Here is a 13,689-nt window from a genome sequence, read left to right on the forward strand (position 1 = left end):
CTAAGGACGCACCGTCCAGCAGACCAACGCCGTCCGACCAGGACCAACACCGTCCGACTAGGACCCACGCCGTCCGGCCAGGCCCAACACCGTCCGACTAGGACCATCACCGTCCGATGGGGGCCACGCCAGCCGGCGCCCACGGACCGCCGACCCGGCCGGCTACCGCCGGTGTACCACCACGCAGACCAGCCCCGGGCCGGCGTGTACCGCGGCGACGGCGCCGGCCTCGGTGACGTACCGCTCCCGCAGCCGGTCGCCGAACCGGGCCGCCAGCGCCTCGATTAGCGCCTCGGCCCGGTGCGGCGCGCCGAGGTGGTGCACCGCGACGTCGACCCGGGCGTCCCCGGCCGCCTCCAGCGCCAGGTCCACCAGCCGGGCCAGGCCCCGACTCGGGGTACGCACCTTGTCCCGCAGCGCGATGGCACCGTCGAGTACGTGCAGGATCGGCTTGACCGACAGGGCGGTACCGAACAGCGCCGAGGCGGCGTTGATCCGGCCGCCCCGGCGCAGGAATTCGAGCGTGTCGACGTAGAACAGGGTGTGGGTGCGGGCGACCGCGTCGAGCGCGGCGTCGCGTACCTCGGCCAGGCCGGCACCCGCCGCGGCGGCCGCGCTGGCCGCGAGCACCGGGAAGCCCAGGCCCATCCCGATCGAGCGGGTGTCGACGACGGTGACCCGGTCCCCGACCTCCCCGGCGGCCAGTGCCGCCGCCTCGGCGGTACCGGAGAGCTGGGCCGACAGGTGCAGCGAGACGACGCCGGTGGCGCCCCGGTCGAGCAGCTGGCGGTAGACCTGGGCGAACTGTTCCGGCGCCGGTCGGGAGGTGCTGGCGCTGACCCGCCGCGCGGTCAGGGCCCGGACCGCGTCGGCGGGGGTGACCTCGTCACCCTCCCGCCCGTGGGTGCCGTTGAGGACGACCGTCAGCGGCACGACGGTCAGGTCGCGGGCCCGGCTCGACTCGGCCGGAAGGTATGCGGTGGAGTCGGTGACGACCGCGACGGGCATCCCGGCACGGTAACCGATCGGGGCCGGCCGCGCCGAGGCCGGCCGGTCGGAGCCCCGGCGGGGCGCGCCCCGCCCGCCGCGACGGCGGCACCGGACCGCCCGCGACGGGATCAAGCGGAGCGGCACCGGCCGAACGGCGAAGGGCGGGCCCCGTCGCCGACGGCGGGGCCGCTCGCTCAGACGGCCTCGGTGACGGCGGCCTGCGTGATGAGCCCGGCGTTGTGCGCGCGGAGCTGCCAGCCCCGTACGCTGTCGTGCCGCAGCTCGGTCCAGTGGCAGTTCTGCAGCGACCCGACGGTACGCAGCACCGCCGTCCCCCAGCCGAGCAGGTAGCCGCAGCCCTGGCGGGCGCCGCCACCGTGGGTGGCCACCACGACCAGCCCGCCCGGCACGGAGTCGGCCGCGTCCTGCAGCCCGGCGCCGACCCGCTTGCCCAGGTCGTCGAGGCTCTCCACCTCGCAGCCCGGGTCCTGCTCGCCGGCGCGCCAGCGGGCGTGCTCGGCGGGGTACCGCTGGGCCACCTCGGTCATCGTGAGGCCCTGCCACTGTCCGTAGTAGCGCTCCCGCAGCCGGGGGTCGGTGCGTACCGGCAGCCCGGTCAGCGCGGCCAGGGCGGCGGCCGTGTCGGCGGCCCGGCGCAGGTCGCTCGCGACGATCGCGTCCGGCTTGAGCGCGGCCAGCAGCGGCGCGGCGGCCGTGGCCTGCTCCCGTCCCAGGTCGTTGAGGGGGACGTCGGTCTGCCCCTGGACCCGGTCGGCGGCGTTCCAGTCGGTGTTGCCGTGCCGCCAGACGATCAGACGGGTCATTCGGCGGGGCCCGCCTCGGCGTCGACGAGGTCGCGGTCGACGAACGGGATCTGCGGGCAGTCCTTCCAGAGCCGGTCGAGGGCGTAGAACTCGCGCTCCTCGGTGTGCTGCACGTGGATCACCACGTCGACGTAGTCGAGCAGCACCCAGCGTCCGCCCCGCTCACCCTCGCGTCGCACCGGCTTCGCCTTCTCCGGCAGTTCGAGCAGGCGCTCCTCGATCGCGTCGACGATGGCGAGTACCTGGCGCTCGTTGGGCGCCGAGGCGAGCAGGAAAGCGTCGGTGATCACCAGCTGGTCCGCCACATCGATGATGGCGATATCCTGCGCCTTCTTGTCGGCGGCGGCCTGAGCGGCTGCCTGGGCCAATTCAAGAGCGCGTTCGGAAGCTGTCACCGTTCTCCTTCGTTCGACCGTACGTACGTGCTACCAAGCCTCTCACACGTCGACGGTTTACGACTCGGCAGTTTAGCCAGCTACGGTGACGAACCCGGCCAAATCACTCCCGGTAGAGTCCCCGTTTGGCGATGTACTGCACCACACCGTCGGGTATCAGGTACCAGACCGGCGCGCCGGCCGCGACCCGTTTCCGGCAGTCGGTGGAGGAGATCGCCATCGCCGGCACCTCGACCAGGCTCACCGTGTCGGCCGGCAGGTGCGCGTCGGTCAGTTCGAACCCAGGCCGGGTCACCCCGATGAAGTGGGCCAGCTCGAACATCTGGTCGAGGTCCTTCCAGGAGAGGATCTTCGCCAGCGCGTCCGCTCCGGTGATGAAGAAGAGCTGCACCTTCGGGCCGTACTCCGCCTGCAGGTCCCGCAGCGTGTCGACAGTGTAGGTGGGCCCACCGCGGTCGATGTCGGTGCGGCTGACCTGGAAACGCGGGTTCGAGGCCGTCGCGATCACGGTCATCAGGTACCGGTCCTCGGCCGGGCTCACCGGCTCGTCGGCCTTCTGCCACGGCTGGCCCGTCGGTACGAAAACGACCTCGTCGAGCGCGAAGCGGTCGGCCACCTCGCTCGCCGCGACCAGGTGGCCGTGATGGATCGGGTCGAACGTGCCGCCCATGATCCCTACCCGCCGGATGTCCTCCTCCACCGATTGATCGTATGCCGCGGGTCCGGCCCCACCTGCCGGAGCATGACGGAGGTCGCACTCCCGTGCGGGCGGAGCCCGGCCCGCGCCGCTGGGGCACGCCGGGTCGCCGGCCGGCGGAGCCCGGCCGGGGCCGCCGGGGCACGCCGCGGATCGCCCTCGGCGTCCCCCGGGGACGGCCTACCGGAACCGGGCCCGCGCCGCCAGGGCGCGCCGCAGGTCGTCCGCGGCGTCGGTGACGGCTCGGCGCAGCCCTTGCACCAGGTCGTCGCGCTCCAGCAGCGCCGTGGCCAGCTCCGAGGTCCGCGGCGCCACGGCGTAGCGGGGGAAGGCCAGCCCGGCGACCCGCTCGGCCAGGAAGGGGGTACGCAGCCGCGCCGCCGCCGGCATCTCGGCGAAGTACCGCTCGACGTAGGGCTCGGTGAGGTCGCGCTGCTCCGGCTGCCAGAAACCGGCCGCGGTGGCCCGCACCAGCCGGTTCGACAGGGTGGTGTCGCTGACGACGGCCTCCCAGGCCCGGCGCTTCGCGGCCGGGTCGGGCAGCGCCGCCCGGCACTGCGCGGCCCGCTCCGCGCCGGCCGCGCTCCGGTCGGCGGCGAGTTCGGCGTCGATCTCCGGCGCACCCACCGCGCCGAGGACGGCGAGCCGGTTCAGCACCGCCCACCGCAGCTCGGCGTCGACGGCGATCCCCTCCGGTACCGCGTGGCCGGCGAGCCAGCCGCCGAGCCGGTCGGTGTCGTCGCCCGCGGCGATCAGCCCGCGTACCGCGGCGAGCCGCAGCGACCGGGACTCCGGATCGTCGCTCGCGGGCGTCGCCGCGAGCAGCCGTTCGCAGGCGTGCGCCACCTGCCGCAGCGCCTCGGCCCGGGCCGGCGCGTCGAGGTACCGGTCGATCAGGGAGCCGCCGAGGCCGAGCACGTCCTCCACCACGATGACCTCGCGCTCGGCCGGGAGCGCGGTCAGCACCAACCCGACCAGGTCGGCGACCGGCCGCTCGGCGTCGGTGACCGCGTCGAGCGTCTCCCGCCACAGCAGCGCCCGGGCGAGCGGATCGGTCAGCGCCGGCAGCACCCGCGGTACGGCGGCCGTCGAGGCGGGGTCGAGGCGTACCTTCGCGAACGTCAGGTCACCGTCGTTGAGCAGCAGCACGTCCGCCGCCGGTACGCCGGCCAGCGCGGCGAGCACCGTACGCTCCCCGTCGGCCCCCGGTTCGAGGTCGGCCTCGAACCGCTGGCGCGGCACGGCCCGCCCGCCCGCGGACTCGTCGAGGTCGTAGCCGGCCACGCCGATGCGGTGCGGGCGCAGGACGGGCTGCTCCGGCGGGGCGGTCTGCACCACGGCGACCTCGGCGTAGCGCCCGTCGTCGGCCACGGTCACCTCCGCCCGCAGCGTGTTGACCCGCGCCCGCCGCAGCCACAGCTCCGCCCAGCCGGCGAGGTCCCGCCCGGTGGCCGAGGAGAGCGCGGCGAGCAGGTCGGCCAGGGTCGCGTTGCCGAAGCGGTGCGCCGCGAAGTGCGCCCGCAACCCGGCCAGGAACGGCTCGTCCCCGATCCAGGCCACCAGCTGACGGAGCACGCTGGCGCCCTTGGCGTACGAGATGCCGTCGAAGTTGACCAGCGCCTGCGCGGCGTCGGTGACCTCCGGCGGCGCGACCGGGTGCGTCGAGGGGCGCTGGTCGGCGGCGTACCCCCACGCCTTGCGCCGCATGGCGAAGGTGGTCCAGGCGTGCCGGTGGCGGGTGGCCTCGGCGGTGACCCGGGTGCCCAGGTACTCGGCGAACGACTCGTTCAGCCACAGGTCGTCCCACCAGCGCATGGTCACCAGGTCGCCGAACCACATGTGCGCCATCTCGTGCGCGATGGTGGTGGCCCGCTGCTCGCGCTGGCTCTCGGTGACGGCGGAACGGAAGACGTAGTCGTCCCGGAGCGTCACCAGTCCCGGGTTCTCCATGGCGCCCGCGTTGAACTCGGGCACGAACGCCTGGTCGTACTTGCCGAACGGGTACCGCACCCCGAACAGCTCGTGGAACCGGTCCAGGCACTGCCGGGTGACGGTGAAGAGTTCGTCCGCGTCGGCGTCCAGGTGCTCGGCGAGCGAGCGGCGGCAGTAGAGGCCGAGCGGGATACCGTCGTGCTCCGAGCGGCGGAGGTGGTACGGCCCGGCGATCAGCGAGGTGAAGTACGTGGCCAGCGGGCGCGTGGGCCGGAACCGCCAGCGCCGCGCCCGCGCCCCGCCGGCACCGACCGCCGGCTGCCGCTCGCCACCGGCGGAGGTCACCTCCTGCTCGCCGTTCCCGGAACCGGGCTCCTGCTCGCCGTTCCCGGCGACGATCCAGTGCGGCGGCGCGGTGACGGCCAGGGTGACCGGCGCCTTGAGGTCGGGCTGGTCGAAGGCCGCGTAGATGCGCTGCACCTCGTCCAGGAAGGACATGGCGTACAGGTACGTCTCGCCGTCGGCCGGGTCGACGAACCGGTGCATCCCCTCCCCCGTGTTCGAGTACGCCATCCGCGCCTCGACCACCAGGACGTTCTCGTCGCGCAGCCCGGTCAGCGGGAAGCGGTTGTCGTCGAGCGCGGCGGGGTCCAGCTCGACCCCGTTGAGCCGTACCCCGAGCAGTTGGACCGGTTTCACCTCGACGAAGGTGGCGGCGCCCGCCGCCGCGCGGAACCTGATCGTGACGGCGGAGCGGAATCCGGCCTCCCCGGCTCCGTCGAGCGCACCGGTAAAATCGAGGTCTATCTCGTACGACTCGACGGTGAGCAGTGCGGCGCGCTCGGCCGCGTCGGCGCGGGTAAGGCTCGGCATCCGCTTATCCTGCACGACGGAGTCACACATTCGCCCTCACGGCCCCAGGGACCCGGGGCTCATCCTGCGCTGGAGGAACCAACTATGGCGAAGCACCCCAAGGGCGACTTCGACCTGTCTCGTGCGGTGTGGCAGCGGGCCGAGGGCGACACCTCGGAGAGCGCCGTGGAGGTCGCGTTCGTCGACGACCTGATCGGCCTGCGCAACTCGGCCGAACCGGACGGCCCGGTGCTGGTGTTCACCCAGGCGGAGTGGGACGCGTTCGTCGCCGGGGCGCAGGACGGCGAGTTCGACCTCGACTGACCGGCCGCGACGGTACGGCGGGACAACCCGTGCCGACGGTACGCACCGTCGAACGCGACGGCACCCGCCTCACCTGCTGGGACAGCGACGCCGGTGACGGTACGCCCGACCCCGCGCCCGGCCTCCGGGATCCGGCCGGCGACGGACGGCGGCCGCGCGGCCGGGCCCGAACGGCCGCGGGTCAGGACTCGATGGCGCGGGCCACGGCGGTCACGTCCTGGTCGCCGAAGCCCCGGTCCATCGCCCGCCGCCACTGCGACGCCAGGCACGCCCCGACGACGAAGCGGTCCGGGTCGATCTCGTCCATGGCCAGGCGAACGTCCTTGAACGCCAGCGCGAGCGGAAACTCGGGCGAGTAGTCGCCCTTCGCCATCCGCTGGAGCTTCCCGCTGATCCACGGCGAGGCGAGCGGGCCGCCGCCGAAGGCTTCGGCCACGGCCGATGCCTCCAGCCCCAGCTCGCGGCCGAGGGCGACCGCCTCGCCGAGTCCCTCGGCGAGGAACGCCAACAGGATGTTGTTGACCAGCTTCATCCGGGAGCCCGTACCGGCCGGACCGAGCCAGAGGGTGCGCTGGCCGACCGCGTCGAACAGCGGCGCCACGCGTGGGCGCGCCTCGTCGGGGCCGGAGGCGAGGACCAGCAGCTTGCCCGCCTCGGCCGGGGCGCGGCTGCCCGCGACCGGGGCGTCGAGGAAGGTCACGTCGGGGCGGCGCTCGCGTACCAGGGCGGCCAGTTGTTCCGTGGCCGCCACCCCGATCGTGCTCATCTGGGCCCAGATCGCCCCGTCGGGCAGCGCCGCGAGCATGCCCTGGTCGACCGCGAGGGAGCGGACGGCGTCGGCGTCGGTCACCATCGTGACCGCGATGTCGGCCCGCCCGGCCGCGTCGGCGACGCTGTCGGCCACCCGGGCACCGGCCTCGGCCAGGTCGGCCGTCCGCCGCGGGCTGCGGTTCCAGACCACGGTCGGGATGCCGGCCCGCAGCGCGCTCGCCGCCATGCCGTGCCCCATCCCGCCCAGGCCCAGTACGGCCACCGGTCGCTCTTCGTTCGCCATCGAAATCCTCCTGCTCCGCGGCCCGCCCGGGCCCTTCCTCCGGATACCCCGATCTCGGGAAGATCCACGAGGCGAAGTCTCCCGGGATGCCCGCCCTAGTGATCGCCGGGGGCCGGCGGATGTTGGATCCGGTCGAGGGTGTCCCGCAGATTGACGAGCCAGATGTCGAGGTCCAGCAGCCCCAGCGCCACCGTGCGGGGCTGCCCGGCGACGCGCAGTTCGTGCACCCGCTCGACGAACTGCTTCGGCGGCGCGGGTGCGGACACCCTCCGGATGATCCGTCCCTCGCGCACCTGACGGGCCAGATCGAGGTACGCGTGGGACAGCTCGCGGGCGAAGTCGTCCAGTTGGGCGGAGAGCCCGGTCGGGGGCAGCCGGATCACGTTGGGGTCGGTGAGCCGGAACTCGCCGCCGCGTACCATCTGCTGCCCGGCGTGCAGCGCGGCCTGCCAGTCGATGTTCGGAACGGGCGAGCCGTGCCGCTGGGCGGCGTACTGCAGCACCGAGGCGTTCGCCAGCACCATCGCCTCGTGCGCCCGGCCCAGTTCGCCGCCGGGCCCGCCGCGCCCGGTCAGGGTCGCCACCGTGTCCCGGATGGTGAGCGCCCCGCACTCCAGATACCGCGCCACCGCCCGGCGTACCTCCAGCGTGACGCCGCGCGGCCAGAACAGCACCCCGGCGAGAATGCCGATCAGCGCGCCGACCAGTACGTCCAGGAAGCGGGCCTCGATCAGCTGCAGGTCGGCCGGGCCGAGCTGCGCGAACAGGACGGTGAGCAGCACCGTGATCAGGCCCTGGGCCCAGGCCAGCCCCAACACCGGCCCGACCGCGAAGGTCAACAGCATGATGACCGGGAGGACCGCCTCGTAGATTGTCGGCTCGTCGTTGAGCAGCAGCAGCGCGGCCCCGGCGGCGGCGCCGAGGATGGTGCCCTGTATCGCCGGACGCAGGGTGGTCCGGGTGTCGGCGGCGGTGCTGCGCAGCAGGGTGAGCGTGGCGAGCAGCACCCAGAACCCGTGCGCGAGGTGCAGGTAGCCGGCGACCACCCGCGCCACCGCCAGGGCCAGGGCGATCCGGACCGCCCCCTGCAGGTAGACGGAGCGGACGGTGAGGTGCGCCCGGAACCGCTGCGAGTAGAGGTACGTCGAGGAGACCTGGGCGTACCAGAACTTGTGGCGGTACGGCTGTGGCGGCGGGTGACCGAACGCCACCGCCACCGGCAGCCCGGCCACGATCCGGGCGGCCACGGCCACCGTGCGGACCTGCTCGGCGGTCTGCAACGCGATGGCGTCCATGCAGAGGCGTACGGTGTCCGCCGGCTCGGGGTGGCCCGGGTCCGGATCCGGCAGCCGGCGCAGCTCCTCGACAGCGCGGTTGAACGCCTCCAGTTCGACGGGGTCGACCAGCGGCGTCTCGCCCAGCAGGGTCCGCCCGGACGCGCTGGCGAGGGCGGCGGCGCGGCGCAGCAGCTCCGGCGGGTCGGGTAGCCGCTCGATGGCGGTACCGGCCCCGGCCCGGCCCGCCGCCCGCTCTTCCGGGGCGGACAAGGGAAAGGCGCCCACCGACACCTCGCCCGGTACGTCGAACCCACCGGCCGGCCCCTGCGGCGGCCCGGCCGGCAGCTCCGGCAGGCGCTCGGCGGCGCTGAGCATCTCCCCCAGCGCGCTGGTGGCGTCGCGCAGCGCCCAGTCCCGCCGGCTCGCCGAGCCGGGCCGTTGCAACGGTGGCAGCCGGTTGAGGCGGAGCTGTCCCATCGCGTCGAACGCCTCCGCCCGGCGCCGCAGCAGGTACTGCCGCGCCACCGGACGACTGGCCGCCGCGTCCGCGACCAGGTCGAGGTAGCCGCCGACGGCCAGGGCGGCGGCGGCGACCCGCCGGCGGTACGGCACCGGGGCCGGATCGGGCCAGAGGACCAGTTGGGCCGCGGCGAGCAGCACCACGCCGAGGGTCACCCCGGACAGCCGCATCAGCAGCGTCTGCGGGGCGTACGGCGGAAAGCAGGGCAGGATGTAGAGCAACTGCAACCCGGGAGCGAGGCCGCCGAGCCGGGGGCCGCCGATGCCGACGAAGCTGACGACGAACGCGACGACGAGCATGCCGGCGGCCGCCGCCCAGGTCCGGACCGCCAGCACGGTGCCGGCGGAGACGAGCAGCCACGCCACGGGCAGCGTCAGCATCAGCACGTGGAACCGCTCGGCCGGCCCGCCGGGCAGCTGCCCCAGCAGCCCCAGGGCGATCGCGGCGAAGAGCCCGTAGACGGCGAGGGTCACGTCGTGCAGGCCGTACCGCGCGCCGAGGAAGATCACGCTGGTGACCACGCTCAGCCGCAGGCCCCGGCGCAGGGTCTGGTAGCCCGGATCCCGACGGCCCACCCACCGCAGCAGGCGCACCCTCGCGGTCACGTCACGGCTCGGCGGCATGACCACATGTCACCACACGGACACGGCACAAACCCGACCAATCGGCGCCTGGTAGCCTGGTGCCGTGCGGATGACGACGAACGGCTGGTGGGCGCCCTGACGGGCGGCCACGCATCCGCGCACCCGAGACAGTTCCGACGGCCGCCCCTCCCGGGGCGGCCGTTTCGCGTACCGAGGCACCCCGGGAGGGCGGGACGGTCGGACGTACCCCGTGAGGAGACACCACCGATGACCGCGACCAGCACCCCCACCCGCCCCCTGCCGCCCGCCGCGACCGCCCGCCGCCTGACCGGCCTGAAGCCGACCGGGCACCTTCAACTCGGCAATCTGCTCGGCGCGATCCGGCCGCTCGTCGCCGACCAGTACCGGACCCCGACGATCGGCTTCCTCGCCGACCTGCACGCCCTCACCGTCACCCACGATCCGGCGCGGGTACGCGAACTCACCCTGGAGCAGGCGACCATGCTGCTCGCGGCCGGGATCGATCCGGACCGATCGATGCTCTACGTGCAGTCCCAGGTTCCGGAGCACGCCGAGCTGCACTACCTGCTGGAGTGCGCGACGGGCTACGGCGAGGCGCACCGGATGATCCAGTTCAAGGAGAAGTCGGCGACCCAGCGGCAGGTCCGGCTGAGCCTGCTCACCTACCCCGTGCTGATGGCCGCGGACATCCTGCTGCACGACGCGCAGGAGGTACCGGTCGGCGAGGACCAGGGCCAGCACCTGGAGCTGGCCCGGACGGTGGCGGCCCGCTTCAACGCCCGGTACGGCGAGACGTTCACGATTCCCCGGGCGGTGCTGCCGCGGGTCGCCCACCGGATCATGGACCTGGCCGACCCGGCCGCGAAGATGGGCAAGAGCAACGCCGCCGGGGCCGGCACGATCTTCCTCCTGGACCCGCCGGAAATCGTCCGCCGGAAGGTGCTGCGGGCCGTGACCGATTCGGGCAGCACCGTCGCCTACGAGCCGGACACCCGGCCGGGCGTGGCGAACCTGCTGGAGATCCTGGCCGCCTGCGTGGGCGGGTCACCGACCGAGCTGGCGGCGGGCTTCTCCTCGTACGGGCAGCTGAAGAACGCGGCGGCGGAGGCGGTGACGGCGCTGCTACGCCCGATCCAGCTGCGCTACGCGGGGCTGGCCCGCGACCCCGGCTACGTGCGGCGGGTTCTCGCCGACGGGGCCGAGCGTGCCCGGGAGAGCGGGGCGCAGACCGTGCACCGGACCAAGCGGGCGCTCGGCCTCCTGGTGTGAATCCCTGAGTACGCGCCAGGGCCCTCCCGCCGACCTCGGTCCGGGAGGCCCTGGCGACAGCGCGGGAGCGGGCCGTCAGACGGCGACCGCGAGCCGCTTCTCGAAGCAGACGCTGTACGGGTCGCTCGCGTACTCACCGTAGGCGGGGATCCGGCCGTAACCGGAGGAGGTGTAGAGGCCGATCGCCGCGGGCGAGTACCGGCGGGTCTCGATCCGCAGCACGGTGTGCCCGGCGAGGTAGGCCAGCTCCTCCAGCGCGGCGAGCAGCTGCCCGGCGATGCCGCGCCGGCGGTGGGCGGGGCGGACGTAGATCCGCTTGACCTCGGCGGTCTCCGCGTCGAGCGGCTGCAACGCCCCGCAGGCGACCGCCCGACCCCCGATCACGCCGACCAGGTACCGCGCGCCGTCGCGGAGCACGGCGACGTGTCCGTCGAGCCCACCGTCGGCCAGGCACAGCTCGCGCTGCCGCGCGGTGACCAGCGTCACGAGTTCGGCGTCATCGGATGGACGGGATTCGATCAGCACCTACCGACCGTAACGCACGGTAGTTTCCATAAGGTTTCCCGCAAATGACCCGAGTGGGGTACGAACTGGTCTAGTCGTCGTCCTCGTCGATGCCGTCGCCGGACCCGGTCGCGGGCTCGTCGGCCGGACGCTGGCGCCGCGCCTTGCGGGCGGCCAGCCGCTCCGCGGCCGAGGCCCGGGTCGGCTTCTCCTGCAGCCGGATGTCGGTGCCGCGCACCCCGGGGACGTACTCGGCGCCGGCATAGAGCGTGGGCTGCCAGTCGAACTCGCGCTCGCCGATCCGGACCAGACTGCCGGGCTCGGCGCCCGCCTTGGCGAGCGCCTCCTCCACGCCGAGCCGGGCCAGCCGGTCGGCCAGGTAGCCGACCGCCTCCTCGTTGTCGAAGTTGGTCTGCCGGACCCAGCGCTCGGGCCGCGGGCCGCGCACCACGTACGCTCCGTCCGGCGCCGGCTCGACGGTGAAACCGGCGTCGTCGACCGCGGTCGGCCGGATCACGATCCGGGTCGGCTCGGGCTCGGGCGCCAGCACCCGCGCCTGCTCGACCAACTCGGCCATCGCGAACATCAGCTCGCGCAGACCCTCGCGGGTGACGGTGGAGATCTCGAAGACGCGGTATCCGCGCTCCTCCAGGTCGGGACGGACGATCTCCGCGAGATCCCGCCCGTCCGGTACGTCGATCTTGTTGAGCACGATCAGCCGCGGCCGGCCCTCCAGCCCGCCGTACTGGGCCAGCTCGGACTCGATGGCGTCGATGTCCGCCACCGGGTCGCGGCCCGGTTCCAGCGTCGCCGCGTCCACCACGTGCACCAGTACGGCGCAGCGCTCGATGTGTCGCAGGAACTCCAGCCCCAGCCCCCGACCGCTGGCGGCACCGGGAATCAGGCCCGGCACGTCCGCGACCGTGAAGGTGTGGTTGTCGATCCGGACCACGCCCAGGTTCGGTACCAGGGTGGTGAACGGGTAGTCGGCGATCTTGGGCTTGGCCGCGGAGATCACCGAGATCAGCGAGGACTTGCCGGCCGAGGGGAAGCCGACCAACCCGACGTCGGCGACGCTCTTGAGTTCCAGGACGATGTCGAGCCGATCCCCCGGCTCCCCCAGCTCAGCGAAGCCGGGGGCCTTGCGGCGCGCGCTGGCCAGCGCGGCGTTGCCCCGGCCGCCCCGGCCGCCCCGGGCCGCCTCGAAGGTCGTACCGGCGCCGACCAGGTCGGCCAGGACCGTACCGTCGAGGGTCTGCACGACCGTGCCGTTCGGCACCTTGAGGACCAGGTCGGAGCCGTTGGCGCCGTCCCGGTTGGAGCCGGCGCCGCCCCGGCCGTTCTCGGCCTTGATGTGCGGCCGGAAGTGGAAGTCGAGCAGCGTGTGCACCTGCGGATCCACGACGAGGGAGACGCTGCCGCCGTGCCCGCCGTTGCCGCCGTCGGGGCCGCCGAACGGCTTGAACTTCTCCCGGTGGATCGAGACACAGCCGTGCCCGCCGTCGCCGGCCTGCAAGTGCAGGACGACCCGGTCAACGAAGGTAGTCACGCTGCCAATCCTTCCGGCCTGTCCGGACGAGGTACCTCCCTCGCCCGGGTCAACGAGTGCGGGGCACCGTGCGCCCCGGACACCGGACGCGGGTCGACCGCCTCGCCGGCAATCCTGCCAGCGCGCGCGATCCGCGCCCGAAAAACACCGAAGCGGGCCCGGACACCAGGTCCGCGGCCCGCTTCGGCGGGAAAGCTACTGCTGCGCCGGAACGATGCTGACGGTCTTCCGACCGCGCTTGGTGCCGAACTGGACCGAACCGGCCGCGAGCGCGAAGAGCGTGTCGTCGCCACCGCGCCCGACCAGGTCGCCCGGGTGGAACTTGGTGCCCCGCTGGCGGAGGATGATCTCGCCGGCGTTCACCACCTGGCCACCGAACCGCTTGACGCCGAGCCGCTGCGCCGCGGAGTCACGGCCGTTACGCGAGCTGGACGCACCCTTTTTGTGAGCCATCTGGAGACGACCTACTTCCCGCTGGAGATGCCGGTCACCTTGATCTGGGTCAGCGGCTGGCGGTGACCCTGACGCTTGTGGTAGCCGGTCTTGTTCTTGAACTTGTGGATCCGGATCTTCGGGCCCTTGGTGTGCGCGGCGATCTCGCCGGACACCGCGACCTTGGCAAGCTGCGCCGCGTCGGTCACGAGGTTCTCACCGTCGACGAGGAGCACCGCCGAGAGCTGCACCGCGTCACCGGGGGCGCCGGCGAGCTTCTCGACCTCGATCACGTCGCCCTCGGCGACCTTGTACTGCTTGCCGCCGGTCTTGACGATCGCGTACATCGGACGCGGACTCCCTGTCGTTGAGGCTGCTCGGGTACCGTACTTGTTCGCGGCGGCTCGCCACGGATGCGGCGGCGGGCACGCGAGAACTTGGCGCACGAAGGTGCGCCGCAGGCAA

At 73.5% G+C, this 13,689-nt stretch carries 13 protein-coding genes; 2 read left to right on the forward strand and 11 right to left on the reverse strand.

From position 1 onward, the window contains the following. Positions 1–162: 162 nt before the first annotated feature. From AB0J86_RS23045 to pepN, 5 genes are all read right to left on the reverse strand, one after another. Positions 163–1,008, reverse strand: a complete 846-nt coding sequence (locus AB0J86_RS23045) for a DegV family protein (RefSeq protein ID WP_363859645.1) — start codon at positions 1,006–1,008, stop codon at positions 163–165. A 176-nt stretch (positions 1,009–1,184) separates the two neighbouring features. Then, on the reverse strand, positions 1,185–1,814 hold the full coding sequence (locus tag AB0J86_RS23050) for a histidine phosphatase family protein (RefSeq protein WP_363859646.1): 630 nt from the start codon (positions 1,812–1,814) through the stop codon (positions 1,185–1,187). Next, entirely contained in the window at positions 1,811–2,209 is a 399-nt protein-coding gene (gene rsfS, locus AB0J86_RS23055; protein ID WP_363859647.1) for a ribosome silencing factor, read from the reverse strand. The genes AB0J86_RS23050 and rsfS overlap by 4 nt, the downstream gene beginning before the upstream one ends. A 103-nt stretch (positions 2,210–2,312) precedes the next feature. Then, positions 2,313–2,909: a nicotinate-nucleotide adenylyltransferase gene (nadD, locus tag AB0J86_RS23060; protein WP_363859648.1), complete on the reverse strand. Its 597-nt coding sequence runs from the start codon at positions 2,907–2,909 to the stop codon at positions 2,313–2,315. Between the two features lie 177 nt (positions 2,910–3,086). Continuing rightward, entirely contained in the window at positions 3,087–5,711 is a 2,625-nt protein-coding gene (pepN, locus tag AB0J86_RS23065; RefSeq protein ID WP_363859649.1) for an aminopeptidase N, read from the reverse strand. Between the two features lie 84 nt (positions 5,712–5,795). Here pepN and AB0J86_RS23070 point away from each other — a divergent pair, with 84 nt between their 5' ends. Continuing rightward, complete coding sequence (locus tag AB0J86_RS23070) at positions 5,796–6,014, forward strand: DUF397 domain-containing protein (RefSeq protein WP_363859650.1); 219 nt, start codon at positions 5,796–5,798, stop codon at positions 6,012–6,014. A gap of 181 nt (positions 6,015–6,195) precedes the next feature. On the opposite strand, the gene AB0J86_RS23075 is transcribed toward AB0J86_RS23070, so the two are convergent. Beyond that, positions 6,196–7,068, reverse strand: coding sequence for an NAD(P)-dependent oxidoreductase (locus AB0J86_RS23075; RefSeq protein WP_363859651.1), 873 nt, complete (start codon positions 7,066–7,068; stop codon positions 6,196–6,198). Between the two features lie 95 nt (positions 7,069–7,163). After that, complete coding sequence (locus AB0J86_RS23080; protein ID WP_363859652.1) at positions 7,164–9,488, reverse strand: FUSC family protein; 2,325 nt, start codon at positions 9,486–9,488, stop codon at positions 7,164–7,166. A 228-nt stretch (positions 9,489–9,716) separates the two neighbouring features. Between AB0J86_RS23080 and trpS the strand changes: the two genes are divergently transcribed. Then, a complete protein-coding gene (trpS, locus tag AB0J86_RS23085; protein WP_363859653.1) occupies positions 9,717–10,739 on the forward strand; it encodes a tryptophan--tRNA ligase in 1,023 nt (340 codons plus the stop codon). A gap of 75 nt (positions 10,740–10,814) precedes the next feature. Here the strand turns inward: trpS and AB0J86_RS23090 are convergent, their stop codons facing one another. From AB0J86_RS23090 to rplU, 4 genes are all read right to left on the reverse strand, one after another. Then, positions 10,815–11,264, reverse strand: a complete 450-nt coding sequence (locus AB0J86_RS23090) for a GNAT family N-acetyltransferase (protein ID WP_363859654.1) — start codon at positions 11,262–11,264, stop codon at positions 10,815–10,817. A gap of 70 nt (positions 11,265–11,334) precedes the next feature. After that, on the reverse strand, positions 11,335–12,792 hold the full coding sequence (gene obgE, locus AB0J86_RS23095) for a GTPase ObgE (RefSeq protein WP_363859655.1): 1,458 nt from the start codon (positions 12,790–12,792) through the stop codon (positions 11,335–11,337). Positions 12,793–12,987: 195 nt separating this feature from the next. Then, on the reverse strand, positions 12,988–13,245 hold the full coding sequence (gene rpmA / locus AB0J86_RS23100; protein ID WP_363859656.1) for a 50S ribosomal protein L27: 258 nt from the start codon (positions 13,243–13,245) through the stop codon (positions 12,988–12,990). Positions 13,246–13,256: 11 nt separating this feature from the next. Next, positions 13,257–13,571: a 50S ribosomal protein L21 gene (rplU, locus tag AB0J86_RS23105; RefSeq protein ID WP_363859657.1), complete on the reverse strand. Its 315-nt coding sequence runs from the start codon at positions 13,569–13,571 to the stop codon at positions 13,257–13,259. Positions 13,572–13,689: the final 118 nt, after the last annotated feature.

The sequence above is a fragment of the Micromonospora sp. NPDC049559 genome, assembly GCF_040676675.1.
GTDB lineage: Bacteria > Actinomycetota > Actinomycetes > Mycobacteriales > Micromonosporaceae > JBFAPK01.

Bases quoted from the DNA above. Each gene is read 5' to 3' on its own strand.
- AB0J86_RS23045 (WP_363859645.1), bottom strand. From the start codon at position 1,008: ATGCCCGTCGCGGTCGTCACCGACTCCACCGCATACCTTCCGGCCGAG.
- AB0J86_RS23050 (WP_363859646.1), bottom strand. From the start codon at position 1,814: ATGACCCGTCTGATCGTCTGGCGGCACGGCAACACCGACTGGAACGCC.
- pepN (WP_363859649.1), bottom strand. From the start codon at position 5,711: ATGCCGAGCCTTACCCGCGCCGACGCGGCCGAGCGCGCCGCACTGCTC.
- AB0J86_RS23070 (WP_363859650.1), top strand. From the start codon at position 5,796: ATGGCGAAGCACCCCAAGGGCGACTTCGACCTGTCTCGTGCGGTGTGG.
- AB0J86_RS23075 (WP_363859651.1), bottom strand. From the start codon at position 7,068: ATGGCGAACGAAGAGCGACCGGTGGCCGTACTGGGCCTGGGCGGGATG.
- AB0J86_RS23080 (WP_363859652.1), bottom strand. From the start codon at position 9,488: ATGCCGCCGAGCCGTGACGTGACCGCGAGGGTGCGCCTGCTGCGGTGG.
- trpS (WP_363859653.1), top strand. From the start codon at position 9,717: ATGACCGCGACCAGCACCCCCACCCGCCCCCTGCCGCCCGCCGCGACC.
- rpmA (WP_363859656.1), bottom strand. From the start codon at position 13,245: ATGGCTCACAAAAAGGGTGCGTCCAGCTCGCGTAACGGCCGTGACTCC.
- rplU (WP_363859657.1), bottom strand. From the start codon at position 13,571: ATGTACGCGATCGTCAAGACCGGCGGCAAGCAGTACAAGGTCGCCGAG.